The sequence below is a fragment of the Nocardioides dilutus genome (assembly GCF_054779555.1).
Window position 1 is genome coordinate 1,794,243 of the sequence record NZ_BAAGYA010000001.1, and the last position, 24,714, is coordinate 1,818,956.

Annotated in this window: 22 protein-coding genes; 18 read left to right on the top strand and 4 right to left on the bottom strand. The window is 72.3% G+C overall.

The window, feature by feature from the left end:
- The first annotated feature begins 84 nt into the window (after nt 1–84).
- Nucleotides 85–993 (top strand): GNAT family N-acetyltransferase, encoded by a 909-nt coding sequence (locus ACYVC6_RS08770; RefSeq protein WP_460713017.1) that lies wholly within the window; start codon nt 85–87, stop codon nt 991–993.
- On the opposite strand, the gene ACYVC6_RS08775 is transcribed toward ACYVC6_RS08770, so the two are convergent.
- Nucleotides 971–2,059, bottom strand: a complete 1,089-nt coding sequence (locus ACYVC6_RS08775) for an NAD(P)-dependent alcohol dehydrogenase (RefSeq protein WP_460713019.1) — start codon at nt 2,057–2,059, stop codon at nt 971–973. The two genes, ACYVC6_RS08770 and ACYVC6_RS08775, sit on opposite strands and share 23 nt — an antisense overlap.
- 68 nt (nt 2,060–2,127) lie before the next feature.
- Here ACYVC6_RS08775 and folC point away from each other — a divergent pair, with 68 nt between their 5' ends.
- The 13 genes from folC to ACYVC6_RS08840 all read left to right on the top strand — a co-directional run bounded on the left by folC (nt 2,128) and on the right by ACYVC6_RS08840 (nt 17,657).
- Nucleotides 2,128–3,510 (top strand): bifunctional tetrahydrofolate synthase/dihydrofolate synthase, encoded by a 1,383-nt coding sequence (gene folC / locus ACYVC6_RS08780; protein WP_460713021.1) that lies wholly within the window; start codon nt 2,128–2,130, stop codon nt 3,508–3,510.
- Nucleotides 3,507–3,905 carry a DUF4233 domain-containing protein gene (locus ACYVC6_RS08785; RefSeq protein ID WP_460713023.1) on the top strand — a complete coding sequence of 133 codons (399 nt, stop codon included), beginning with the start codon at nt 3,507–3,509 and terminating at the stop codon, nt 3,903–3,905. The genes folC and ACYVC6_RS08785 overlap by 4 nt, the downstream gene beginning before the upstream one ends.
- Nucleotides 3,902–4,582: a pyridoxamine 5'-phosphate oxidase family protein gene (locus ACYVC6_RS08790; RefSeq protein WP_460713025.1), complete on the top strand. Its 681-nt coding sequence runs from the start codon at nt 3,902–3,904 to the stop codon at nt 4,580–4,582. The genes ACYVC6_RS08785 and ACYVC6_RS08790 overlap by 4 nt, the downstream gene beginning before the upstream one ends.
- Nucleotides 4,583–4,608: 26 nt before the next feature.
- Nucleotides 4,609–5,013, top strand: coding sequence for a nucleoside-diphosphate kinase (ndk, locus tag ACYVC6_RS08795; RefSeq protein ID WP_460713027.1), 405 nt, complete (start codon nt 4,609–4,611; stop codon nt 5,011–5,013).
- A 93-nt stretch (nt 5,014–5,106) separates the two neighbouring features.
- Nucleotides 5,107–6,195, top strand: coding sequence for an SDR family oxidoreductase (locus tag ACYVC6_RS08800; protein WP_460713029.1), 1,089 nt, complete (start codon nt 5,107–5,109; stop codon nt 6,193–6,195).
- Nucleotides 6,192–8,255, top strand: a complete 2,064-nt coding sequence (locus tag ACYVC6_RS08805) for a dehydrogenase (protein ID WP_460713031.1) — start codon at nt 6,192–6,194, stop codon at nt 8,253–8,255. Before ACYVC6_RS08800 ends, ACYVC6_RS08805 begins: the two co-directional genes overlap by 4 nt.
- A 94-nt stretch (nt 8,256–8,349) precedes the next feature.
- Nucleotides 8,350–9,393 carry a rod shape-determining protein gene (locus ACYVC6_RS08810; RefSeq protein ID WP_460713033.1) on the top strand — a complete coding sequence of 348 codons (1,044 nt, stop codon included), beginning with the start codon at nt 8,350–8,352 and terminating at the stop codon, nt 9,391–9,393.
- On the top strand, nt 9,390–10,334 hold the full coding sequence (mreC, locus tag ACYVC6_RS08815; protein WP_460713035.1) for a rod shape-determining protein MreC: 945 nt from the start codon (nt 9,390–9,392) through the stop codon (nt 10,332–10,334). The genes ACYVC6_RS08810 and mreC overlap by 4 nt, the downstream gene beginning before the upstream one ends.
- Nucleotides 10,335–10,341: 7 nt before the next feature.
- Complete coding sequence (gene mreD / locus ACYVC6_RS08820; protein WP_460713037.1) at nt 10,342–10,887, top strand: rod shape-determining protein MreD; 546 nt, start codon at nt 10,342–10,344, stop codon at nt 10,885–10,887.
- Nucleotides 10,888–10,894: 7 nt separating this feature from the next.
- Nucleotides 10,895–13,021: a penicillin-binding protein 2 gene (mrdA, locus tag ACYVC6_RS08825; RefSeq protein ID WP_460713039.1), complete on the top strand. Its 2,127-nt coding sequence runs from the start codon at nt 10,895–10,897 to the stop codon at nt 13,019–13,021.
- Entirely contained in the window at nt 13,018–14,178 is a 1,161-nt protein-coding gene (rodA, locus tag ACYVC6_RS08830; RefSeq protein ID WP_460713041.1) for a rod shape-determining protein RodA, read from the top strand. The genes mrdA and rodA overlap by 4 nt, the downstream gene beginning before the upstream one ends.
- Nucleotides 14,179–14,222: 44 nt before the next feature.
- Nucleotides 14,223–15,608 carry an NAD(P)-binding protein gene (locus ACYVC6_RS08835; protein WP_460713043.1) on the top strand — a complete coding sequence of 462 codons (1,386 nt, stop codon included), beginning with the start codon at nt 14,223–14,225 and terminating at the stop codon, nt 15,606–15,608.
- 81 nt (nt 15,609–15,689) lie between these two features.
- Nucleotides 15,690–17,657, top strand: a complete 1,968-nt coding sequence (locus ACYVC6_RS08840) for a TIGR03960 family B12-binding radical SAM protein (protein WP_460713045.1) — start codon at nt 15,690–15,692, stop codon at nt 17,655–17,657.
- Between the two features lie 37 nt (nt 17,658–17,694).
- Here the strand turns inward: ACYVC6_RS08840 and ACYVC6_RS08845 are convergent, their stop codons facing one another.
- Complete coding sequence (locus ACYVC6_RS08845; RefSeq protein WP_460713047.1) at nt 17,695–18,498, bottom strand: metallophosphoesterase; 804 nt, start codon at nt 18,496–18,498, stop codon at nt 17,695–17,697.
- 166 nt (nt 18,499–18,664) lie between these two features.
- Between ACYVC6_RS08845 and ACYVC6_RS08850 the strand changes: the two genes are divergently transcribed.
- A complete protein-coding gene (locus tag ACYVC6_RS08850) occupies nt 18,665–19,504 on the top strand; it encodes a hypothetical protein (protein ID WP_460713049.1) in 840 nt (279 codons plus the stop codon).
- A complete protein-coding gene (locus ACYVC6_RS08855) occupies nt 19,501–20,208 on the top strand; it encodes a hypothetical protein (protein ID WP_460713051.1) in 708 nt (235 codons plus the stop codon). Before ACYVC6_RS08850 ends, ACYVC6_RS08855 begins: the two co-directional genes overlap by 4 nt.
- Nucleotides 20,209–20,400: 192 nt before the next feature.
- On the opposite strand, the gene ACYVC6_RS08860 is transcribed toward ACYVC6_RS08855, so the two are convergent.
- Both ACYVC6_RS08860 and ACYVC6_RS08865 read right to left on the bottom strand, forming a co-directional pair.
- The gene (locus tag ACYVC6_RS08860; RefSeq protein WP_460713053.1) at nt 20,401–21,228 is read right to left on the bottom strand and encodes a DUF4190 domain-containing protein; all 828 of its coding nucleotides are present in this window, start codon (nt 21,226–21,228) and stop codon (nt 20,401–20,403) included.
- A gap of 20 nt (nt 21,229–21,248) precedes the next feature.
- A complete protein-coding gene (locus ACYVC6_RS08865; RefSeq protein ID WP_460713055.1) occupies nt 21,249–22,448 on the bottom strand; it encodes an MFS transporter in 1,200 nt (399 codons plus the stop codon).
- Nucleotides 22,449–22,466: 18 nt separating this feature from the next.
- Between ACYVC6_RS08865 and ACYVC6_RS08870 the strand changes: the two genes are divergently transcribed.
- Together ACYVC6_RS08870 and ACYVC6_RS08875 are read left to right on the top strand one after the other, a co-directional pair.
- Complete coding sequence (locus ACYVC6_RS08870; RefSeq protein WP_460713057.1) at nt 22,467–23,660, top strand: winged helix DNA-binding domain-containing protein; 1,194 nt, start codon at nt 22,467–22,469, stop codon at nt 23,658–23,660.
- Nucleotides 23,653–24,372 carry a TIGR03936 family radical SAM-associated protein gene (locus ACYVC6_RS08875; protein ID WP_460713059.1) on the top strand — a complete coding sequence of 240 codons (720 nt, stop codon included), beginning with the start codon at nt 23,653–23,655 and terminating at the stop codon, nt 24,370–24,372. Before ACYVC6_RS08870 ends, ACYVC6_RS08875 begins: the two co-directional genes overlap by 8 nt.
- The last annotated feature ends 342 nt before the right edge of the window (nt 24,373–24,714 follow it).

The following is a 24,714-nucleotide window of genomic DNA, read 5'->3' on the forward strand; positions in this document are numbered from 1 at the left end:
TCGTCGTTACTGACGAGCAGTAGCGCCGACTCGCGAGCAGGGAATCCGGATGCGGGGCACGGGCGGGACGCGGTGGAATACGGCATGACCTATCGGCTCGCGTTCACCGAGGACCCCGCCGAGTTCCTGGACGTCGCGGGGGAGCACCTCGCCAAGGACCCGGTGCTCAACACGGTGCTCGCCACGGTCGCGACCCGCTCCGTGGCCGAGGACGCCGCCGGGAACCCACGGCCGGCGCACCCGCGCTGGTGGGTGACCGTGCACGACTCCGAGGACCGGGTCGTGGGGGTCGCGATGCGGACCGCTCCCTTCACGCCCTACCCGCTCTACGTCCTGCCGATGCCGGACGAGGCCGCAGTGCTGCTGGCCGCGGCGCTGCTCGACCGGGGCGAGGACGTCCCGGCCGCCAACGGGGCGCTGCCCGCGGCCCGGGTGGTCGCCGACGAGGTCGCCCGGCGCACCGGCGGCACGGCCGAGGTCGCCGAGCACATGCGGCTCTTCGAGCTCGAAGAGGTCGTGGACCCCCCGGCCCCGCCAGGACGGCTGCGGGTCGCGATCTCGGACGACGCGGAGCTGTGTCTCGAGTGGTACCAGGCGTTCGAGGCGGCGGCCTCCGAGCAGGCCGGCCGGCCGCACCGGGTGGGCGCCGGAGAGCACTTCGACGCCGCCTTCGTCGACGGCCGGATCGCCGAGGAGCGGATCCACCTCTGGGAGACCCCCGGTGGTGACGTGGTCCACCTGACCGCCGCCAACGTGCCGGCGTACGGCGTGGTACGGGTCGGGCCGGTCTACACGCCGAAGGAGCACCGCGGGTTCGGCTACGCGAGCGCGGCCGTGGCGGCGGTCTCGCGGCAGATCCTCGAGTCAGGCCACCGGCCCTGCCTGTTCACCGACCAGGCCAACCCGACCTCCAACCGCATCTACCAGGCGATCGGCTACGAGCCCGTGGTCGACATGGCCAACCACGAGATCACCACACGAGAACGGGCTTGACCACCTTGCCGGACGCGGAGTCCTCGATCGCCTGGTTGATCCGGTCGAACGGGTAGGGCGTGACCAGCCGGTCGAGGTCGAGCTCGTCGGCCATGCCGAGCATCCGCGGGATGAACTCCAGCGGGTCGGCGTCGCCCTCGACCGAGCTCCGCACGACCTTGCCGTTGTGCAGCAGGTCGACCGCGTCGATGGGGTATTCCTCCGCCCCCAGGCCGATGGCGATGAGCATGCCGCGGACCGCCAGGGACTGCTGGGCGGCCTTCACCACCTCGGGGACCGCCGTGGTGTCGATGCCGTAGGTCGCCCCGCCGCCGGTCAGCTCCTTGACCTTGTCGACGACGGTGAGGTCGCCCAGGTCGTTGGGGTCGACGACCAGGGCGCCGTACGACGCCGCGAGCTCGCGCCGGCTCGCCAGCGGGTCGACGGTGACGATCATCGCTCCGGTCGTCCGGCCGGCGGCGATGGCCGACAGCCCCACCGAGCCCGCGCCGTAGACGACCACGCTCTCGTCGGCCGCAGGGTTGGCGACGTTGAGCATGGTGCCCACGCCGGTCTGGAAGCCGCAGCCGTAGGGGCCCAGCCGGGCCAGGTCCAGGCTCTTGTCGACCACGACGCAGTTGTCGGCGTAGGCGATCGCGTGCTGGGAGAAGCTCGACTGGCCGAAGAACGAGCCGAACACCGGTTGGCCGTCGCGGGTGTAGGTGGTGGAGCCGTCCATCCGCATGCCCATGTAGTTGATGAAGAGCCCCTGCTCGCAGTGGCCGTGGAAGCCGGCCCGGCACTGCGCGCAGGCGCGGCAGGAGCGGATCGACATCACCACGTGGTCGCCGACCTCGATGCCGGTGACCGCGGCACCGACCTGCTCGACGACGCCCGCGCCCTCGTGGCCGAACACGTTGGGGAACATCTCCGCGGGCAGGAAGCTGCTCATGGTGACGTCGGAGTGGCACAGGCCGGTGGCGACGACGCGGACCAGCACCTCGTCGTCGCGCGGCCCGTCCAGCTCGACCTCGGCGAGGGTGAAGTCCTGGCCTGGGGACTCGACGAGAGCGACGGTTGTCTTCATGGCGCTCAACCTAGCCACAGACCTAGAACGTGTTCTAGTAGCGCGCGCTCCCTAGACTCGTCGGCGAGATGACCGACCTGCCAGCACCGCCCGCCGAGGCCCGTCCCGCCCAGACCTTCGCGGAGGCCGAGGACGCGCTGCTCTCGCGCTGGCCGGAGACCAAGCTCGAGCCGTCGCTCGACCGGATCCGCGCGTTCACCGAGCTGCTCGGCGACCCGCAGGCGGGCTACCCGGTCATCCACCTCACCGGCACCAACGGCAAGACGTCGACCTCACGGATGATCGACACTCTCCTGCGCGCCCTCGACCTGCGCACCGGGCGCTTCACCAGCCCGCACGTCGAGCGGATGACCGAGCGCATCTCGGTCGACGGCGAGCCGCTGACCGACGAGGAGTTCGTCGCGGCGTTCAACGACGTCGCGCCCTACACCCACCTCGTCGACACCAGCGAGGATCACCCGCTGTCGTTCTTCGAGACGATCGTGGGGATGGCGTACGCCAAGTTCGCCGAGGCGCCCGTCGACGTCGCCGTCGTCGAGGTCGGGATGGGCGGCTCGTGGGACGCGACCAACGTCGCCGACGCCGCCGTCGCCGTGGTGCTGCCCATCGCGGTCGACCATGCGAAGTACCTCGGCGGCACTCCCGGGGAGATCGCGGTCGAGAAGGCCGGGATCATCAAGCCCGGCTCGGTCGCGGTTCTGGCCGAGCAGCGACCGGAGGTCGCCGAGGTCCTGCTGGCCCGCGCCGCGGAACTCGGCGCGACGGTGGTCCGGGAGGGCATGGAGTTCGGCGTCGCGGCCCGCTCGCCTGCCGTCGGCGGTCAGGTCATCACGCTGCAGGGCCTCCGGGCGCGCTACGAGGACCTGTTCCTGCCGTTGTACGGCGCCCACCAGGCCCAGAACGCCGCCGTGGCGCTGGCGGCCGTCGAGTCCTTCCTGAGCGGCGGCGAGGTGCTGGACGACGACGTGGTGCGGGCGGCGTTCGCTGAGGTGACCTCGCCCGCCCGGCTCGAGATCGTCCGGCGCAGCCCGACCGTGGTGCTGGACGCCGCGCACAACCCGCACGGCGCCGAGGCGGCCGCCGCGGCGCTCGACGACTCGTTCGTCTTCTCGCCGCTGATCGGGGTCATCGGGGTGATGGCCGACAAGGACGCGGAAGGGCTGCTCGCGGCGTTCGAGCCGCACCTCGCCCATGTCGTGTGCACCCAGAACAGCACCTCCCGGGCGATGCCGGCGGAGACCCTGGCCGTCACCGCGCGCGAGGTCTTCGGAGAGCACCGGGTGACCGTCGAGCCGCGGCTCGCCGACGCCATCGACCAGGCCGCGGCGCTCGCTGAGGCGGGCGAGGCGGTCGGGGAGTCGATCGGGTCGGGTGCCGTGCTCGTCACCGGCTCGGTCGTCACCGCCGGCGAGGCGCGGACGATGCTGGGTGCGTCCGGCCGGCCGGCATGAGCGACCCGGCCGCGAACGCGGCGCCGCCACCGGTGCAGGAGCGCTCGCCCCGGCGCGGCATGTGTGCGGCGGTGCTCAGCCTGGAGGCGATCACCCTCGGCCTGACGACTCCGGTGATGATCACCGTCGGCGACGTCGACACCGGGACCGCGCTCGGGATCGGCCTCGGGCTCGCGGTGGCCTGCCTGCTGGTGGCCGGGATGCTGCGCGGCGAGTGGGCCTACGCACTCGGCTGGCTGCTGCAGGTCGGGGCGATCGGGCTCGGCGTGCTGGTGCCGCTGATGTTCTTCCTCGGGTCGCTGTTCGCGCTGCTGTGGGGCACGGCCTACTTCCTCGGCCGCAAGATCGACCGCGAGCGGGCCGCGGCCTACGCGGCCAGGCTGGACCAGGGATGAGCGAGCTGTCCCCGACCCCGCGGACGCAGCTCACCCGGGAGAAGGAGCGTGGCGTCTTCGACCGCGCCCAGCTGATGGCACTGCTCGGCGAGAGTCTCGTCGCCCACATCGGCGTCACGGTCGGCGAAGGCGTGGACACCCATCCCGTCGTCCTCCCGGTCGTCTACGCCGTCGACCCCGACGGTCCGGACCAGGACGGCACGCTCTACGTCCACGGCTCGGTCGCCGCGGGGTGGCTGCGGCGTACGCCAGGGGCGACGGTCTGCGTCACGGTGACCGCGCTCGACGGGCTGGTGCTCGCCCGCTCGGCGTTCAACCACTCGATGAACTACCGCTCCGCCGTCGTCATCGGTCCCGCCCGGCTCGTCGAGGACCCCGCGGAGAAGGCCCGCGCCCTCGACCTCATCGTCGACCACGTGGTGCCCGGACGGGCCGCGGCGCTGCGGCCCAACACGCGCAAGGAGCTGGCCGCCACCGCGGTGCTGGCGGTGCCTCTGCACGAGGCCTCGCTCAAGACCCGCGCCGGGGGACCCGTGGACGACCAGCCCGACATCGACGCGGGCTACTGGGCCGGCCACCTGCCGCTGCGGACGGTGGCGTCCCCCGTCGTGCCCGACCCGGCCGCGCCCGGAGCCGTGCCGGGGCACGTCCGCCGCCGGGCCGCCGACTTCGCCTGAGGGTCACCCTCAGTAGGGTCCCGCCCATGGAGCGCACTCTTGTCCTGCTCAAGCCCGATGCCGTCCGCCGCGGCCTGGTCGGGGAGATCCTCGGCCGCTTCGAGGCCAAGGGCCTGACCATCGTGGCGATGGAGCACCGCACCATCAGCGCCTCCGTGGCCGACCACCACTACGCCGAGCACGTCGACAAGGACTTCTACCCGCCGCTGCGCGACTTCGTGACCTCCGGTCCGCTCGTGTCGGTCGTCCTCGAGGGCGACTCGGCGGTCGACGTCGTCCGGGCGATCAACGGGGCCACCGACGGCCGCAAGGCGGCGCCGGGCACGATCCGGGGCGACCTGTCGCTGTCCAACCGCGAGAACCTCGTGCACGGCTCGGACTCGTCCGAGTCGGCCAAGCGAGAGATCGCGCTCTGGTTCCCGGAGCTCTGACTGGCCGGTCCGGCGCCGTGACGGGACACCCGTCACACCGGGGACAGACCTTGGTCCCTAACGCCCGAGATGCCCCGAGCGGAGGATCGGGCTGTGGCCATCCTCATGACCGGGTTCCCCGGCTTCCTCGGCTCCGCCCTGCTGCCCCGCCTGCTGGCCCGCGGCCCCGACGTGCAGGCCTGGTGCCTGGTGCAGCCCCAGCACGTCGCGCTCGCCGAGCAGCGGATCGAGGCGCTCGCCCGGGAGCATCCCCACGTCCGTGACCGCGTGCACGTGGTGACCGGTGACCTCACGAAGGCGGACCTCGGCCTGGACGCCGAGGCCCTGACCACCGTCCGCACGGTCACCGAGGTCTGGCACCTGGCGGCCGTCTACGACCTCGCCGTCGGGGAGGAGATGGCCCGGCGGGTCAACGTCGAGGGCACCGGGCGCGTCCTGGACCTGTGCCGCACCCTCCCGAAGCTGCGGCGGCTGCACTACGTGAGCACCTGCTACGTGAGCGGGCGGTACGCCGGGCGGTTCGGCGAGGACGTCCTCGACGAGGGCCAGGAGTTCCGCAACCACTACGAGGAGACCAAGTTCGAGGCCGAGCTGGCCGTGCGCAAGGCGATGGCCGACGGCCTGCCCGCCACGATCTATCGTCCCGGCATCGTGGTCGGGGACTCCTCGACCGGGGTCACGCAGAAGTACGACGGTCCCTACTTCCTCGCCCAGTTCCTCCGGCGCCAGGCGCGGCTCGCCGTCGTCCCGGCGCTCGGTGACGTCGACCGGGTGCGGGTGTGCCTGGTGCCCCGGGACTTCGTGGTCGAGGCGATGGACCGGCTCTCCGGTATGGACGCCTCGCTGGGCCGGACCTACGCGCTCACCGACCCGCAGCCGCCCACGGTCCGCGAGCTCGTCGACGCCTTCGCCTCACGGCTGGGCAAGCGGGTGCTGTGGCTGCCGCTCCCGGTCGGGCTCACCCGGACCCTGGTCGGCGGCCTGCCCGGGATGGAGCGGCTCCTCGGGCTCCCGGCGGAGGCGCTGGAGTACTTCGCCTCCCCGACGACGTACGACACGGCCCACACCGATGCCGACCTCGACGGCACCGGGGTGGAGTGCCCGCGCTTCGCGTCGTACGCCGACCAGCTGCTCGACTACATGCTCGAGCACCCCGAGGTCGGGTCGGCGGCGATGACGTGAGCGCACACCGAAAGACCGCCGCCCCGCTGGTCGTGGTCGAGGTCTCGCCGGGCGACCCCGCGACGGACTACGACGAGCGGGTCCACTTCCTGGGTCGTGACGTGCGGCTGCGCAGGGTCGGCACGGCCGGTGACCTCGACGCGCTCGAGCATCAGGTGTGGCACTGGGCGTCGCGGGCCGATGCGCTCGCGATCACGGGTCTGCCCGCGGGGGTGGGCCTCGACCGGTTCTCGGAGCCGGCCGCGAACGTCCCGATGACCGACGGGCGAGCCCTGGACAAGGTGCTCCAGGAGTGGGCGGTCCGGCACGTCCAGACCGAGATGCCCGGGCTGTTCAACAACGCCCGCACCGTGGTGCTCGGCGCCCACCACCACGGCACCACGAGGATCCTCAAGGAGTTCACCGACAACCTCGACTTCACCGACCCGCTGCTGCGCCTGGACCTGCCCGCGCGCACGGCGTCGGTGCCGCTGACCGGGCTGGCGGCGCACGCCATCGCCGGGCCCGTCAGCCTGGTCCCGGCCGGCATCCGGTCCCTGCTCTCCGCTCCGGCCGGGGCGCTCAGCACCGCGCTGACCCGGCGCGCCGCGCGGAACAGCGACGTCGTCGTGGCGACGTACGACGAGCTCACCGGCTTCGGCCTCGAGGACCTCGCGGGCAAGACCCTCATCAGCTCCACCATCACCGACGAGCAGCTGGCCGAGCTGGGCTCCCGCGGGGTGGACCTGGTGATCGACTCGACCCCGCGGCCCTTCGACGTCACGCTGTCCCCGGCGATGCTCGAGGCGATGATGCTCGCCGCAGTCGGTGGCGGCACCCTCACCGACGACGACCTGCTCGACATCGTCGTCTCGGCCGAGCTGGAGCCCCGGGTGCTGCAGCCCAACGGTCCGCGGCGCAAGAGCCGGTTCGCCTTCGTGATCCACCCGCTGTCCCAGGAGTTCTTCACCAAGGTCGAGCCGCTCGGCACGATCGCCGGGCTCACCCCCGGGCCGGTGATGGGCCTGGTCGAGAAGGCGGTCGCCTACGCGCCGCCGTTCGTCTACAGCCACGTGACCGGCATCAGGTCGCCCACCGGCGCCGAGGCCGAGGGCTGGCTCATCACCGTGGGCGGCACGCCCAAGGAGCTGATGGCGCACTCGCCCGAGTTCACCTACGCCCGGCTCCTGATGGCGGCCGACACCGCCCGCAAGCTGGGTGCGCAGGTGATGGGGCTCGGCGCGTTCACCAAGGTGGTCGGCGACGCCGGGGTGACCGTGGCCAAGAAGGCCCCGCTGCCGATCACCACCGGCAACAGCTACAGCGCCTCGGGCGCGCTCTGGGCCGCCCACGAGGCCTCCGAGCGGCTGGGGCTGGTCGAGGTGGACGAGGACGGCCGGATGCGCGGCGACGCGATGGTGGTGGGCGCGACCGGCGCGATCGGCTCGGTGTGCGCCCGGCTGCTGGCCCTGGCCAGCGACGAGCTGTGGCTGATCTCGCCGGAGACCGCCAAGCTGTTGGCGCTCAAGCACGACATCGAGCGGGCCAACCCTCGCGCCACGGTGCACGTCGCCGCGACCCCCGACCGGCACCTGCCGCACATGGACCTCATCGTGACGGCCACCTCGGGGGCCGGGAAGCGCGTCCTCGACATCGAGGCGGTCAAGCCCGGGTGCGTCATCACCGACGTGGCCCGGCCCCTGGACCTCTCGCCCGAGGACGTCGCCAAGCGCCCCGACGTGCTGGTCATCGAGTCCGGTGAGATCGAGCTGCCCGGCGACGTACGGATGAAGAACATCGGCCTGCCGCCCGGCGTCGCCTACGCGTGCCTGGCCGAGACGGTCGTGCTGGCCCTCGAGGGGCGCTACGAGACGTTCACCGTCGGCCGCAACATCGAGTGGGAGAAGGTCAAGGAGATCTACCGCCTGGGGCTCAAGCACGGCATGAAGCTCGCGGCGATCTCCGGCGTCGGCGGGGTCTTCACCGACGAGGACATCGCCCGGGTCCGGGAGCTGGCGCTGCGGGAGCGCGCCGCGCGCAGTCACATCAGTCACACGCGTCACGGCGTGCCTGCGCCGTAGATCCCGCCGGAGTTCCTAGCCTCGTGGTGCCGGGTGGGGCATCGTCCTGCTCCTCCTGACTTCCCCGCACCCTTCCCCGCGCAAGGCAGGACCGATGGCGACCCTCAAGACCGGCACCATGGTCGGCCGGGACATGGCCGTGGACCTCGGCACTGCCAACACGCTCGTCTACGTGCGCAGTCGTGGCGTGCTGGTCGACGAGCCGAGCGTCGTCGCCATCAACGAGACCACGGGCGAACTGGTGGCCGTGGGGCACGACGCCAAGCGCATGGTCGGGCGGACGCCCGAAGAGATCGCGGTGATCCGGCCGCTCCAGGACGGGGTGATCGCCGACTTCGAGGCGACCGAGCAGATGTTGCGGCACTTCATCGCCCTGGTGCACCGCCGCCGCTACTTCGCCAAGCCCCGGATGGTCATCTGCGTGCCCAGCGGGATCACCGCGGTGGAGCAGCGCGCCGTCAAGGAGGCCGGCTACCAGGCCGGCGCCCGCCGGGTCTACATCATCGAGGAGCCGATGGCCGCCGCGATCGGCGCCGGGCTGCCCGTGCACCGGGCCACCGGCAACATGGTCGTCGACGTCGGCGGGGGTACGACGGAGGTCGCCGTCATCTCGCTCGGCGGCATCGTCACCTCGATGAGCGTGCGCACCGCCGGCGACGAGCTCGACCGGGCGATCACCGGTTGGATGAAGAAGCAGCACGCCCTGCTGCTCGGCGAGGCCACCGCCGAGGAGGTCAAGATGACCCTCGGCTCGGCGTTCCCCGGTCCCCTCGACACCGTGGCCGACGTGCGCGGCCGCGACCTGGTCTCGGGCCTGCCGCGCACCGTCTCGGTCAGCTCCGGTGAGGTGCGGTCGGCGATCGAGGAGCCCCTGCACGCGATCATCGACGCGGTCCGGGTGACCCTGGACCAGACGCCGCCCGAGCTGGCCGGCGACATCATGGATCGCGGCATCGTGCTCACCGGCGGCGGTGCCCTGCTCCGCGGCCTCGACGAGCGGCTGCGCCACGAGACCGGCATGCCCGTGCACGTCGCCGAGGACCCGCTCACCTCGGTCGCGCTCGGCGCCGGGCGCTGCGTCGAGGACTTCGAGGCGCTCCAGCAGGTGTTCGTCGCCGAGCGCAGGCGGATCGCGTGACCGACCTGATGCCGCGCGAGCGGCTCAACCGCCGGGGGAGCCTGGAGCCGGGCGAGCCCGGGCGGCCGCGTCGGTCGCGCGCGGTGTCGCTCGTCCTGGCGTGCCTGATCCTGATGACGCTGGACCTGGTGGGCGGAGACGACTCGCCCGTCGACGGCGCCCGCCGGCTCGTCGCCGAGGCCTATGCGCCGGTCGACGCCGGGGTCGACGCGGTGCTGAGACCGTTCCTCGCCGTCTCGGGGTGGCTGCACACCCAGGACTCGCTCGCCGAGGACGTCGCCCGGCTCGAGACCGAGAACGCCCGGCTGCGTGGCGACCTCGCCGGAGTCGACTACGACCGCAACCGCCTCGCGGAGTACGACGGGCTCACCAGCGCCGCCGAGCAGATCGGCTACGCGCTGGTCCCGGCCCGGGTCATCGGTGTCGGCGCCGCGCAGACCTTCTCCCGGACCGTCACGATCGACGCCGGCACCCGCGCCGGCTTGCGGCCCGACCTGACCGTGGTCAGCGCCGCCGGCCTGGTCGGCCGGGTCATCCGGGTCACCAGCTCCACCGCCACGGTGCTCCTGGTCGTCGACGCGGACTCCACGGTGGGCGGCCGGGTGGGCAGCAGCATGAAGATCGGCTTCCTGCACGGCCGCGGCGAGCTCGGCGACTTCGGCCGCACCGCCCGCCTCGACCTCGAGCTCGTCGACCAGACCACGGTGCCGGCGCACGGCGACGCGGTCGTGACGTGGGGGAGCGAGGACGGCGCGCCGTACGTCTCCGGGGTGCCGGTCGGGACCGTCAAGTCGGTCTACTCCAGCGTCCGCGACACCACCCAGCGGGCGGTCATCGACCCCTACGTCGACTTCGGCGCCCTCGACCTGGTCGGGGTCGTGGTCCCGTCGGGGACCGACAGCGACCGGGCCGTGGTCGAGCCGGACGGGACGCTGAGGTGAGGCAGGGATGACGCCCGGGATCACGACGCCTCGCGCGGCCGCGGCGGTCTGGCTGCTGCTGACGGCCCTGGTGCTGCAGGTCTCGGTGCTGCCCCACATCGCCGTGCGCGGCGTGGTCCCCGACGTGCTCCTGCTCGTTGTGGTCGCGGTGGGGCTGCGACACGGCTCGGAACCCGCGATGATCCTCGGCTTCGCCGGCGGCCTGCTGCTCGACCTGGCCCCGCCCGCCGACCACGTGGCCGGCCGCTGGGCCCTCGCCCTGCTGGCCGCCGGCTACCTGGCCGGCCGGATGTCGGGCCGGATGCCCGGCCAGGTGTCCGCCCGGTCCCTGCGCTGGCCGGTGCTGCTCTCCACCGTCGCCGCCTGCGCGTTCGTGGCTTCCTCGGTCTTCGCGCTGACCGGCCTGGTGCTGCGCGACCCGCTGGTCGGCGTACCTGCTCTGCTCGAGACCGTGCTCGTCGCGGTCGTCTCCGACGTCCTGCTCGGCACCCTGCTCGTGCCGCTCGTGCTGGCGCTCGACGAGCGGCTCGAGCCAGACCACCTCCTGGCCTAGGGGGATCATGAACACCGACTCCCGCAGCCGGCTGCGGCTCGTGGTGATCCAGGCCCTGGTCTTCTCGCTGTTCGCGACCCTGCTCGTCCGGCTCTGGTACCTCCAGGTCGTCACCGGCGAGGAATACACGGCCCAGGCCGCCTCGCAGTCGGTCCGCGAGATCGTCGTGCAGCCCCAGCGCGGGCTGATCGTCGACGACCAGGGCCGTCCACTGGTCGCCAACCGCACGTCATGGGTGGTGTCGATCGACCGGGGCACGCTGGCCAAGATGACCGAGGACGAGCAGTCCGCCGTGCTCCGCCGGGTGGCGAAGGTGACCGGCGTCAAGGTCGCCCGGATCCAGCTCAAGCTCCAGACCTGCGGCGACGAGGGCAGCAAGCCGAAGGTCTGCTGGAACGGGTCGCCGATCCAGCCGGTGCCGGTGGCCGTCGACGTGCCCCAGCCGTCGGCCCTGCGCGTCCTCGAGCAGCCCGAGGACTTCCCGGCCGTGCTGGCCGACCAGCAGAGCGTGCGCGCCTACCCGCGGCCGTTCGGCATCAACCTCGCCCACGTCCTCGGCTACCTCAGCCCGATCACCGGCGACGAGCTCGACGCCTCCGAGGCCGACGGCGACCGCTCGGTCAACGGCGCCTCAGTGGTGGGCCGCGCCGGCGTCGAGAAGCAGTACGACGCCTGGCTGCGCGGCATGCCCGGCTACACCTCGGTCGCGGTCGACTCGATGGGCCGGGTCATCGGCGACGCCGCCCAGAGAAGGCAACAGAGTGTCGAGGCGCAGGGGGGCGACACCTTGGTCACCTCGATCGACGCCAAGGTGCAGAGCGTCGTGGAACAGCAGCTGGCCGGCGCGATCGCCCGGGCCCGCGCGACCAAGGACACGGTGACCGACCGCAACTACGTCGCCGACTCCGGCGCGGTCGTGGTCATGGAGGCCGGGACCGGCCGGATCGTGTCGATGGCCAGCCAGCCGACCTACGACCCCGAGGTCTGGGTGGGCGGGATCTCCCCGAAACAGCTCAGGGAGCTCTACTCCAAGAAGGCCGGGACGCCGCTGCTCGGGCGAGCCACCCAGGGTCAGTTCGCACCGGGCTCGACCTGGAAGCCGTTCATGACCGCCGGCGCCCTGAGCAACGGCTACGCCGAGGACACGGAGCTCAACTGCTCGTCCTACCTCCGGGTCGGCAACCGCGACTTCAAGAACTACGAGTCCGGGGCGCACGGCTACATCACCTTCGCCCGGGCCCTCGAGGTCTCCTGCAACACGTTCTTCTACCGGGTCGGGCTCGACTACTGGCAGCGCTACGGGTCCGACGTCGACGACGTGAAGGCCAAGGACCCGCTCGTCGCCGCCGCCAAGGCGTTCGGCTTCGGCAAGGAGACGGGCGTGGACCTGCCGGGGGAGGCCGCGGGCCGGATCGCGGACCGGCGGTGGAAGCGTGACTACTACGAGTCGATGAAGGACTACTACTGCGAGCTGGGCGAGGAGCCCGGCGACGACTTCGTGCACCGCTTCGCGCGCGAGTTCTGCGTCGAGGGATACGCCTACCGCGCCGGCGACGCGGTCAACTTCGCGATCGGCCAGGGCGACACGATCCTCACGCCGCTGCAGCTCGCCCGCGGCTACGCCGCGATCGCCAACGGCGGCACGCTCTACGCACCGCGGGTGGCCAAGGCGGTGGTGGCGGAGGACGGGACGGTGCTCAAGCGGTTCGCCCCCAAGCCGGTGGGCCGGGTCGACGTCACCCGCCGCTCGCTGGACTACGTGGACCGGGCCCTGCTCGGCGTACCCAAGGTCGGCACCCTGGCCTGGAAGTTCCCGGACTTCCCGCTCGACCGGGTGCAGATCCGCGGCAAGACCGGCTCGGCCGAGGTCTACGGCAAGCAGTCGACGTCCTGGGTCGCGACCTACGACGAGAACTACGTGGTGGTGATGATGATCAGCCAGGGCGGCACCGGCTCCGGCACGTCGGGCGACGCGGTGCGCTCCATCTGGGAGGCGTTGTACGGCGTCTCGGACGGCGTCGTGCGCCCCGCGGACGCGGCGATCCCCGGGACGGTCCCGCCCGACGGGCTCCCGACCTTCGCCGAGGACGGCGCGATCCTGCCGCCGTCGCGGTCGTCGAGGGGGCGCTCGTGAACAGGCTGCCCCGCCTCGACTGGATCCTGCTGGGTGCCGTCCTGGCGCTGCTGGCGCTGTCGTCGGTGCTCGTCTGGTCGGCCACCGTGCACCGCGTCGACCTCACCGGTGGCGACTCGACGGCGTTCCTGCGCAAGCAGTTGATCAACATCGTGGCCGGCCTGGTCCTGCTGGCCCTGGTCACGGTCACCGACCACCGCTGGGTGCGGATCGTCGCGCCGCTGGTCTACCTCGCCTCGGTCGGCGGCCTGGTCCTGGTGCTGACCATGGGCTCGACGGTCAACGGCTCGCAGTCGTGGCTCCGGTTGGGCGGGCTGTCGGTCCAGCCGTCCGAGCTCGCCAAGCTCGCCGTGGTCGTGGGCATGGCGTTGGTCCTCGCGGAGCGGTCCGAGGGGCGTCGCCGTCCGTACGTCGGGGCGGTCGACGTCTCGCTCATGCTGGCCGTCGCCGCGGTGCCGGCCGTGCTGATCCTCCTGCAGCCCGACCTCGGCACGATGCTCGTGCTCTCCGCCACCGTCTTCGGCGTGCTCGCCGCGTCCGGCGCCCGGCGGCGCTGGCTGCTGCTCCTCGTGGGTGGCGCGGTCGCGGGGTCGGTCACCGCCGTGCAGGCGGGCGTGCTGAAGGCCTACCAGGTCGACCGCTTCCTCGCGTTCATCGACCCGTCGCTCGACCCGCGCGGCGCCGGCTACAACGTCGAGCAGGCGCGGATCGCGATCGGCAACGGCGGCCTCCTCGGCCAGGGCCTCTTCGACGGCTCCCAGACCCGGGCCGGCTTCGTGCCCGAGCAGCAGACCGACTTCGTCTTCACCGTGGCGGGGGAGGAGCTAGGCCTGGTCGGCGCGGGCGTGCTCATCGCCCTGCTCGGCCTCGTCATCTGGCGTGCCCTGGTCATCGCCCGGCACGCCGAGGACGTCTTCGGCCGGGTGTGCGCCGCCGGCATCGCCTGCTGGTTCGGATTCCAGGCCTTCCAGAACATCGGCATGTGCCTGGGCATCATGCCCGTCACCGGCGTGCCGCTCCCGTTCGTCTCCTACGGCGGCTCGTCGCTGTTCGCCGGCCTGCTGGCGGTCGGGCTGCTGCAGAACATCCACCTGCGGACGGCCTCGTCGACTTACGCGTCCGTCGCCGCCGAGCGGCGGGTGCTGGTGGGTCGGTAGTCCTTGCCGTTGACCCGCAGCCGAGGCGGCGCCACAGTGAGCCCGTGGGCGACACGATCGATGCCGACTACGTCGTGGTCGGCGCAGGCGCGGCCGGGATGGCGTTCACCGACGCGCTCATCGACCACTCCGACGTCACGGTCGCCCTGGTCGACCGGCGGCACGGTGCCGGCGGGCACTGGCTCGATGCCTACCCGTTCGTCCGGCTCCACCAGGCCTCCGCGTTCTACGGTGTGCCCTCGACGCTGCTCGGTGGCGGCCGGATCCAGCAGGACGGACCGGAGCAGGGGCTGCACGAGCGGGCCACGGCACCGGAGGTGTGCGCCTACTTCGACCGGGTGCTGCGGGAGCGGTTCATCGCCTCCGGGCGGGTGACCTTCCATCCGAGCAGCGAGTACGTCGGCGACGGCCGGATCGTGTCGCGGGTATCCGGGCGGGCGCACCAGCTGCGGCCGGGGGCCCGCGTCGTCAACGCCAGCTACTTGTCACCGCAGATCCCGGCGACGACGCCGCCGCCGTTCGGGGTCTCGGAGGGCGCCCGGGTGGTGCCCGTCCACGAGCTCGTCGACCTCGGCGGGGCGCCCTCGCAGTTCGTGGTCGTGGGCTCGGGGAAGACCGCGACGGACGCGTGCATCTGGCTGCTGGGCAACGGCGTCGACCCGGACGCGATCTGCTGGGTCCGTCCGCGCGACCCGTGGATGCTCAACCGCGCCGTCGTACAGCCCGACCCGGTCGTGTTCCTGGGCCTGGCCGCGGACACGATGGAGGCGGCGACCGAGGCGACGTCGTCGGAGGACCTGTTCCTCCGGCTGGAGGAGCGCGGTGTGCTGCTGCGCATCGACCGGTCGGTCATGGGAACGATGGCGAAGACCCCGACGCTCGCGACGTGGGAGCTCGACCTGCTGCGCACCATCGAGAACGTCGTGCGGCTCGGACACATCCAGAGCGTGGACCGCGGTCGCCTGGTGCTCGACGCCGGCGAGGTCACCGTCGCCGACGACGCCGTGGTCGTGCACTGCGCCGCCGCCGGGCTGCAGTACCCACCACTGGTGCCGATCTGGGGGGCCGAGGCGATCACCCTGCAGCCGATCCGCAGCGGGTTCCCCTGCTTCGGGGCGGCACTGGCCGGCTTCGTGGAGGCCACGTTCGACGACGACGCCGAGAAGAACCGGCTCTGCCCGCCGTCGCCGCTCTCCGACACGCCGACGGACTGGTGCCGGATGCAGGTGCTGGGCGGCCGGGCGTCGATGGCCTTCTCGACCGACCCGGACATCCGCAGGTGGGTGGCCGGGGTCGCGCTGAACCCGTCGCGGGTCCCCCCGGAGATGGAGGGTGACCCTCGGCTGGTCGCAGTCATGGAGCGCTACAAGTCCGTCGTCGTCCCAGGAATGGCCAAGCTGACCGAGCTTGCCGGGATGTCGGCCGACTAGTGGGCTCGTCCATGCGGGCGATGCTCTCTCATCCGCGTAGGCTTGTCGGCTGACCTGCCCTCGAGTCCCGGAGTCTCCTCCATGCCCGCGCCTGCGTCGCTGTTCCCGCGCCTGGAACCCTTGCTACCCACGGTCGGCAAGCCCATCCAGTACGTCGGCGGCGAACTCAACTCCACGCTCAAGGAGTGGGACTGCGCGGTCGACGGGGAGACCGTGCGCTGGGCGCTGATGTACCCCGACGCCTACGAGGTCGGGCTGCCCAACCAGGGCGTCCAGATCCTCTATGAGGTCCTCAACGAGCGCGACTGGATCGTCGCCGAGCGCACCTACTCGGTGTGGCCGGACATGGAGGCGGTGATGCGGGAGAACGGGATCCCGCAGTTCACCGTCGACGGCCACCGCCCGGTCGGCGCGTTCGACCTGTTCGGCCTGAGCTTCTCCACCGAGCTCGGCTACACCAACATGCTCACCGCGCTCGACCTGGCCGGCATCCCGCTGCACGCGGCGGACCGCACCGACGCCGACCCGGTCGTGCTGGCCGGTGGCCACGCGGCGTTCAACCCCGAGCCGATCGCCGACTTCCTCGACGCCGCCGTCCTCGGCGACGGCGAGGAGGTCGTGCTCGCGATCTCCGAGGTGGTCCGGGAGTGGAAGGCGCAGGGCCGACCCAGCGGTTCGATGGGGAGTGGTCGCGACGAGCTGCTCCGCCGGCTCGCGGTCAGCGGCGGGGTCTACGTCCCGAAGTTCTACGACGTGTCGTACGCCGACTCCGGTGAGATCGCGGCGGTCGTGCCCAACCGGCCCGGCATCCCAGCCCGGGTCCGCAAGCACACCCTCATGGACCTCGACCAGTGGCCCTACCCGGCCAAACCTCTGGTGCCGCTCGCCGAGACCGTCCACGAGCGGTTCTCCGTCGAGATCTTTCGAGGCTGCACCCGCGGCTGCCGGTTCTGCCAGGCCGGCATGATCACCCGGCCGGTGCGGGAGCGGTCGATCGAGACCATCGGCGCGATGGTCGAGAACGGGATCCGCAAATCCGGGTTCGAGGAGGTCGGTCTCCTGTCGCTGAGCAGCGCCGACCACTCCGAGATCGCCGAGGTCGCCAAGGGGCTGGCCGACCGCTACGAGGGCTCCAACGTGAGCCTGTCGCTGCCCAGCACCCGGGTCGACGCCTTCAACATCGACCTGGCCAACGAGTTCTCCCGTAACGGCCGCCGGTCCGGGCTGACGTTCGCCCCCGAGGGCGGGTCGGAGCGGATGCGCAAGGTCATCAACAAGATGGTCAGCGAGGACGACCTGATCCGCACCGTCGCGGCGGCGTACTCCTCGGGCTGGCGCCAGGTGAAGCTCTACTTCATGTGCGGCCTCCCCACCGAGACCGACGAGGACGTGCTCGCCATCGCCGACCTCGCCAAGCGGGTCATCGCCACCGGGCGCGAGGTCTCCGGCCGCAACGACATCCGGTGCACGGTCTCGATCGGCGGGTTCGTGCCCAAGCCGCACACGCCGTTCCAGTGGGCCGCCCAGCTCGACCACGACACCACCGACGAGCGGCTGCGCAAGCTGCGCGACCTGGTGCGCGACGACAAGCGCTACGGGCGGGCCATCGGCTTCCGCTACCACGACGGCAAGCCCGGCACGATCGAGGGACTGCTGAGCCGAGGCGACCGCCGGGTCGGCGCCGTGATCGAGCAGGTCTGGCGCGACGGCGGCCGGTTCGACGGCTGGAGCGAGCACTTCTCCTACGACCGCTGGGCCGACTCCGCGGCGAGCGCGCTCGCCGGCACGGGCGTGGACCTCGAGTGGTTCACCACCCGCGAGCGGGAGTACGACGAGGTCCTGCCGTGGGACCACCTCGACTCGGGCCTCGACAAGGACTGGCTGTGGGCCGACTGGGAGGACGCCCTCGCGGTCGCCGACGGCGCCGACGTCGAGGTCGAGGACTGCCGCTGGACGCCCTGCTACGACTGCGGCGTCTGCCCCGAGCTCGGCACTGAGACGCAGATCGGGCCGACCGGCCGGCAGCTGCTGCCGCTGGCCGTGGTCTGACCGGAGGCGTCCGGGGTTCTCCGGGCCGCGCCGCCCGTCACGCCCGGGGATCGCTGAGTGTGGCCAGATCCAGCACCCGCACGTTGCCGGGATCGTGCCGAGCCGCCAGCGACCAGATGATGGTGTCTGCGGCCGCGCCGGGGAGCCGGAGCCGGTCCTCGCCCGCGACGTGGAAGTGGCCATGGGCGAGCAGCAGAGGGCGGACGCCCAGCACGGCACGCGTGATCCTCGCGAGCCCGTCATCGGCGTAGGCGAGAGACGGGGCCGGCCAACCCATCGGGTTGTCACGCACGTTGTTGCGGAGGATCTCGTCGACCTGCGGAACGCAGTACGGCGAGCTGGGGCTGTCGTGCGTCAACATCACCTCGGCATGGCCACCCGCGACCGCCGCGTCCACGTGCTCGTCCAGCAGCACCTCGGACGGCCACCAGTCGACCCCCTCGGTGAGCAGGTGTCTGTTGATCGACGGCGCGCTTCCGAGGGCAAGGAAGGTCCGGCCGTCCAGCTCCCACCGGTGCCCGCGGGGAAGCATGGTGACGCGCTGGCTCAACGACAGCGGGAGGAGAGTGCCGTCGGCGGCCTGCCAGCGCGGGTCGGCCCAGAGGGAGTCCAGGAGAGCCCAGTTCTCGTGGTTGCCGGTGATGCAGTACAGGTCGATGTCGTACGCGGCGCAGGTCTCCTCGATCGCGGCCAAGTAGGTGTCGGGCTCCGGCCCCATGCCGAATCGGAGGTCTCCGAGCTGGTACGCGACTCGTACGTCACCACGCTCGCCAAGGGCGCGTAGACACTCGACGGCTGCGCTCTCCTCGCCTTCGAGATCGCCGATCAAGCCCACCAGCATGGGAGGGATCATGCCTGAGCCGTCGCTGGGCCAGATCGCACCGACCGGCCCGGCAACGGCTCCCGCTGGCCGTCGTCTGAGGCGCGAGCGCTCCTAGCGCCAGCCGGTCTGCGGCCCAGACCCGCGAACCGGATGACGTTGCGAGTCCATGCCAGACTGCACGGCCGTGCCTCACGTGCTGGACCTCGGGTCCCGGAAGTTCTGGAGGGTCACCGGTCGGAGAGTCGACCTCGACGGCTCTGAGCGTTGGCTCCAGGCACCGATGAGCCGCTCGCCGAAGGTCACCGACGAGTGGCTGGAGGCGGAGGCGACGCGGCACAGCGGCACCTTGGACTCGGACGATCCGGGCGCCGGTCTGCTGCCGTCCATGTCGCTGCTGGACGGTCCCGGTTTCGACGCGGGGCGGCTGCGCCCGGAGATCCGCGACTTCTACGAGCACACGTCGGCGTGGCGGATGGAGGTGTGGACCGGCTGGTCGCCGGTCTTCTGGCCCGCCGGCGAGCTGGTGGCGCGGCTCTGGAGCCGGCGGGTCGAGCAGCTCGCCCTCCCGATGCGGCCCTTGGACGTGGCCCACGGCATGGACAGCCGGATCACGCTGATCCGCGACGGTCAGGGCGCCCAGGTCGCGGCAGCGTGGCTGCGCACCCTGCGCGGTAGCGGTCGGCACGTGTTCAGCGGCAGCTACTCGGCGCGCAGGCTGCCGGGAGCGGACCGCCCGAGCGTCCATGTCGCCTTCCCGCTCGAGTCGGGCAACGTCCAGGTGTTCCTGCGTCCGTCCGTCACTGCCGACGGAGGCCTCGTCCTCGAGTCCCCGGCGGGCAGTTTCGGTCAGGACGGCGCGTACGTCGTGGTGCGCGACGGTCGCGACTACGCCGCCCGCGCACCGGTGCACGAGACCTTCCGCGTCTACGTGGACCGGCACGGTGTCCTGCGCACCGACCACGAGCTGCGGATCTGGAACGCCTGGGCCGTGCGCCTCCACTACCGGCTGGAGCGTGCGGCATGACCGTCCACACCTTCCATCTCGCCGAGCTTCCACCGTCGGTCGGCGCCCGGGCGCTGGTCCGCCCGCCGTCGTCCGCCACCGCGCCGGGGCTCGATCACGCCGAGTGCCTGGCGATGATGCGGCTCGGTGCTCCCGTCGTCTCCCGGGACCGGTTGCAGCTGCGCCGGCTGGCCGTCTTCGCGCAGTGGCGCGACGAGGGCGCCGTCGAGCAGTTCCTGGCTGACGACCCGCTCGGCCGCCACCTGGCCGGAGGTTGGCACGTGCGCCTGGAGTTCCTGCGCCGGTGGTCGACCCTGGCCGCCCTGCCCGGTCTGCCCGCGCGCGCAGGCACGTGGGATCAGGACGAACCGGTCGTCGCCGTCACGGTCGCGCGGATGCGCCTGAGCGAGCTGCGTCGGTTCCTGCAGTGGGGGAGGCCGGTCGAACGGCTCGTCCGTGACCATCCGGGCACCACCCTCGCGATCGCGGCCCTCCGGCCGCCGCGGACGATCTCGACGTTCTCCATCTGGCGGACGGTGCGCGAGATGGAACAGATGGTGCACGGGCACTCAGCGGTCCCTGAGCCACAGCGGCACACTGCCGCGATGGCCGAACGGGAGCGCCGCGACTTCCACCACGAGTTCGCGACATACCGTTTCCGGCCGCTGTCGGAGCACGGCGCCTGGCAGGGGCGAACCGGCATCGTGCCGTCGAACGCTGGCTGATCGACTACATCGGCTCCGCAGCACGGCTGGGCGGTGAGCTGGGCACGGTTTGGTCCGGCGGTTGTGTGTCTGGCTCACCGCTGCCGCGCGGCGGCCTGGCTGGGCGGTGTGTCAGGCACGGTTCGATGCCGCGGTTCTGTGTCTGACTCACCGCTCGCTGGCCGGCGGCGGTGCGGCTGCAGGTGCGGCCGACTACAGCGGCGCGTCCAGCTTGGAGCCGTCGAGCTTGTAGGCGATGCACACGAGCTTGTCGCCGGCGTTGGGCTTCGCGTCGGTCGTCAGGCCGAAGTAGCCCATGTCCGCGCCGGAGACCTTGTCGGCCAACCCGCCCTCGGTGATCAGGTCGGTGCACAGGGTGCTGGACGCCGGGTCGTAGTTCTTCGCGTCGTCCTGGGTCAGCTTCTTGGTGACCAGCACCTCCGCGTCGTGCGGGCTGTCGCACGACACCTCCTCGATGTCCTCGACGAAGTCCTCGGAGTCGTCGGTGAGGTTGCTCGCGTTGAGGCACTCGCCGGCCTTGAGCTGCTCGACAGGGAGCAGGTCGTCCCAGTCGACCTGGGTGAGGCCGTAGACGCCGGCGGAGAGGGCCACGACCGAGACGAGCGAGGCGACGACCGCTCCGATGGCCAGGCCCTTGCCGTGGTTGCGGCCGTCACGGCTGCGCACCAGGACCACGATCGCGAGGATGAGCCCGATCGGGAAGCAGCACAGGAGTGACAGGACCAGGGCGGTGATCGCCATCGCCTTGGACGGCTCGGCCTCGACCGGCGCACCCGGGTAGCTCCCGGCGGCCATCGCCGGCTGGCCGTACGCGGGCTGCGGCTGGCCGTACTGGGGCTGCGGCGCGGACTGCCCGTACGCGGGCTGCTGCGGCGACTGCGGCTCGCCGTACGGCGGCGGCGTGGGCTGCTGCTCGTAGGGGTTGACCGGCGGCGGGGGCGGGTCGGTGGGCGGCTGTCCGGAGGACGTGGGCTGGGCCGGGTCCTGGGGCTGGTCGCCGGGGGTCTGCTCGTCGGTCACGCGCGTGAGCCTAGTGGCTGCTAGCGATGGCTGAGCTGGTCCTCGACCGCGGCGGGTCGCGACACGTAGGCGCCGAGCGCCAGCATGGGCACGACCAGGACGGCCAGGGCGACCACAGGGGCCGTCCAGCCGCCGGTCGCCTCGTGCAGGATGCCGACGCCGAACGGGCCGATCGCGGCGAGCAGGTAGCCGGTCGACTGGGTGAAGCTCGACAGCGCCGCGGTGCCCTCGGGGGTGGCCGAGCGCAACCCGATCAGGGTGAGCACCATCGGGAACGTGGTCATGGCCGCACCGATGGTGACCGCCCAGAGGATCGCGAGGGAGTGCGGCGCGACGATCAGGCCGGCGTAGGCGATGGGGTAGAGCAGCATCACGCCGAAGAGCACCGCCCGCTGGTTGCCCGGCCGGGCCACCACCCGCGGAGCCCAGGCCGAGAGCGGGATGGAGGTCGCGGCCACGATCCCGACCAGTCCACCGGCCTGCGCCGCGCTGAAGCCCGCGTCGCGCCACAGGGTCGCGAACCAGCCGAACACGGCGTACGCCTGCAGCGACTGCAGGCCGAAGAACGCCGCCATCGCCAGCCCGAGCCGGGTGCGGGCGACGTCGCGGAACCGGACGGCGCGGTTGGGGCTGGGGACCGCCTCCGGGTCGGGCGTGTCATGGCTGGCCAGCCTGACCCAGGGCAGCACTGCGACGACGGCGAGCACGGCCCAGGCCGCGAGCCCGGCGCGCCAGGACCCGAAGGCCTGCGCGATCGGCACCGTGAGCACCAGCGCGGAGGTCAGGCCGATGGCGAGTGCGGTCGTGTAGGCCGCGGTGACCGCGCCGACGTGGTGGGGGTAGTGGCGCCTGACCAGCGAGGGGATCAGCACGTTGGCCATCGCCATCCCGCCGAGGGCCACAAGCGAGAGCGCGAGGAACGCCGCCTGGTGGTCGACGACGGCCCGGCCGAGCAGCCCGGTCGCGACCGCGACCAGGGCCACCAGGGCGACCCGATGCGGGCCGATCCGCCGGGCGGCGGCCGGCGCCAGCGCGCCGAACCCGGCGAAGGCGATCACCGGCAGGGAGGTGAGGAGACCGGCGGCGGCCGCCGACATCCCCAGCGCCTCGCGGACCTCGGTGAGCACCGGCCCGACGCTGACGGCGGCGGGCCGCAGGTTGAGGGAGAGGAGGACCAGTCCGACGAGGACGGGGGCGAGCACCCCTGGTCGTCGATCCACTGTCTCGATGCTGCCACCATGACGACCGTGCGGCACATCGACGACGACGAGCGTCGGGCCCGGCTGGCCGAGCGGCACGCGGTGGCGCCCTGGTCGCGGGCTGCGGACCCGGTCGCGGCGACCGAGGCGATGACGGTGTTGCACTCCACCGAGCCGGCGACGGTCTACCTCTCGCTCGCCGCCCGCGTGGACGGGCTGAGCGTCGCCGACGTCGACCGGGCGCTCTACGACGACCGGTCGCTGGTCAAGCAGCTGGCGATGCGGCGCACGCTGTTCGTCTTCCCGCGCGACCTGCTTCCGGCGGCGTGGGGGAGCGCCTCGGCCCGGGTCGCAGCCTCCGAGCGGGCCCGGATGGCCAAGGACGTCGAGAAGGCCGGAGTGGCGAAGGACGGCGAGGCGTGGCTGGACGCGAGTCGCGGGGCGATCCTCGCCGCGGTCACGGCCAGCGAGGACGGGCTGACGGCCCTCGAGATCAAGGAGCGGCTGCCTGAGGTGGCGGTGAAGTTCGACGTCACCGCCGGGGCGGTCTGGAACCACAGTCGCGTGCTGACCCACCTCGGCCTGACCGCGGACCTCGTGAGGGGCGTCAACACACTGGACTGGCGCCTCTCCCGGCCGCGCTGGACGGCGATGGGCCGCTGGCTCGGCGACGTGCCCCGTCCTCTCGAGGCGCACGAGGGCTATGCCGAGCTGGTCCGCCGGTGGCTGGCGACGTTCGGACCGGGGACCGAGACCGACCTCGTCTGGTGGCTGGGCGCGACCAAGACCGCCGTACGCCGGGCGCTGGCCGATCTCGAGGCTGTCGAGGTGAGTCTGGACGGGGGTGGCACCGGCTGGGTGCTGCCCGACGACGAGGCGCTGGACGGCACGGTCCCCGACGTCGAGCCGTGGGCGGCGCTGCTCCCGGTGCTCGACCCGACGGTGATGGGCTGGAAGGAGCGCGCCTTCTACCTCGGTGACCACACCCCGCACCTGTTCGACAGCAACGGCAACGCCGGCACGACGGCCTGGTGGGACGGCCGCATCGTGGGCTGCTGGGTGCAGGACGAGGCCGGGGTGGTCGAGGTGCGGCTGATGGAGAAGCTGCCGCGGGCCGCGCGGGCGGCGCTGGCCGTCGAGGCGGAGCGGCTGACCGCCTGGCTCGACGGCACCCGGGTGGGCACCGTCTACCCTTCGGTCGCGATGAAAGCCGTTGAGTGGGTCCATGGCTAGGCAGCAGCCGGAGCAGCAGCTGCCGCCGGTCCAGCGGCTGCGGGTCCGCTACGCCAAGCGCGGGCGGCTGCGGTTCACCAGCCACCGGGACTTCAGCCGCGCCTTCGAGCGGGCGGTGTTCCGGGCCCGGGTGCCGATGGCGTACTCGTCCGGCTTCAACCCGCACCCGCGGATCTCCTACGCCGGGGCCGCGCCGACCGGGTCGGCGAGCGAGGCGGAGTATCTCGAGCTCGCGCTGGCCGAGGTCGTGGATCCGGCGACGGTCCACGCCGCCCTCGCCGAGGCGCTGCCCGACGGGCTCGACATCGTCGAGGTCGTCGAGTCACCCGGTGGCAGCCTCGCCGACCTGCTCGAGGCCAGCAGGTGGCGCCTGGAGGTACCGGGGGCCCGCGAGGACGTCGAGGCGGACGTGGTGACGTTCCTGGCCGCCCCGGAGGTCCGGGTGCAGCGGATGACCAAGAAGGGGCTGCGCGACCTCGACGCCCGGGCCGCCGTGCACTCGCTGGTCGTCGTGGGGGCCGAGCCCCCGACGGTTTCGCTGGAGCTCGTGCTGCGGCACACGGTCCCGGCGGTGCGCCCCGACGACGTGCTCGCCGGCATGGCCGCGGTCTCGGGCCGCGAGCGCGGCGGCGTACCGCTCCTGACCCGGCTCGCCCAGGGCCGGCTCGACGCCGAGACCGGTGCGATCGGCGACCCGCTACACGCCCTCTGACCTGCGCGGACGTGACGAGGAACCGGTGCGCCGGGGTGTGGTGTGCGATACTCGCCACGGTCGACGATCCCCAGATCGACGACCCGACGACGTTCTCGCAGTGGGAACCCGAGTCGTTGCCAGCCCGCGACGCGGCCCGGCAGGTCGGTGACAGCGACCAGCCACATGGGCCGGCGACCGCGGTAGGTCACGACGAAGGCTCTGGCTACGCACACCGCGCAGGGTGTCGCCGCCACGACAAGCTTTGTCGCCCGGTTCCGGGCGTCGCACCGCGAGGTGCGGCCCAGGCCCGCGGCGTACTACCTGCCAGGTCGCCCTGAGCGTCCTGGCCGAGGAGCACCC

Bases quoted from the DNA above. Each gene is read 5' to 3' on its own strand.
- ACYVC6_RS08770 (WP_460713017.1), top strand. From the start codon at position 85: ATGACCTATCGGCTCGCGTTCACCGAGGACCCCGCCGAGTTCCTGGAC.
- ACYVC6_RS08775 (WP_460713019.1), bottom strand. From the start codon at position 2,059: ATGAAGACAACCGTCGCTCTCGTCGAGTCCCCAGGCCAGGACTTCACC.
- folC (WP_460713021.1), top strand. From the start codon at position 2,128: ATGACCGACCTGCCAGCACCGCCCGCCGAGGCCCGTCCCGCCCAGACC.
- ACYVC6_RS08785 (WP_460713023.1), top strand. From the start codon at position 3,507: ATGAGCGACCCGGCCGCGAACGCGGCGCCGCCACCGGTGCAGGAGCGC.
- ACYVC6_RS08790 (WP_460713025.1), top strand. From the start codon at position 3,902: ATGAGCGAGCTGTCCCCGACCCCGCGGACGCAGCTCACCCGGGAGAAG.
- ndk (WP_460713027.1), top strand. From the start codon at position 4,609: ATGGAGCGCACTCTTGTCCTGCTCAAGCCCGATGCCGTCCGCCGCGGC.
- ACYVC6_RS08810 (WP_460713033.1), top strand. From the start codon at position 8,350: ATGGCGACCCTCAAGACCGGCACCATGGTCGGCCGGGACATGGCCGTG.
- mreD (WP_460713037.1), top strand. From the start codon at position 10,342: ATGACGCCCGGGATCACGACGCCTCGCGCGGCCGCGGCGGTCTGGCTG.
- mrdA (WP_460713039.1), top strand. From the start codon at position 10,895: ATGAACACCGACTCCCGCAGCCGGCTGCGGCTCGTGGTGATCCAGGCC.
- ACYVC6_RS08840 (WP_460713045.1), top strand. From the start codon at position 15,690: ATGCCCGCGCCTGCGTCGCTGTTCCCGCGCCTGGAACCCTTGCTACCC.
- ACYVC6_RS08845 (WP_460713047.1), bottom strand. From the start codon at position 18,498: ATGCTGGTGGGCTTGATCGGCGATCTCGAAGGCGAGGAGAGCGCAGCC.
- ACYVC6_RS08855 (WP_460713051.1), top strand. From the start codon at position 19,501: ATGACCGTCCACACCTTCCATCTCGCCGAGCTTCCACCGTCGGTCGGC.
- ACYVC6_RS08870 (WP_460713057.1), top strand. From the start codon at position 22,467: ATGACGACCGTGCGGCACATCGACGACGACGAGCGTCGGGCCCGGCTG.
- ACYVC6_RS08875 (WP_460713059.1), top strand. From the start codon at position 23,653: ATGGCTAGGCAGCAGCCGGAGCAGCAGCTGCCGCCGGTCCAGCGGCTG.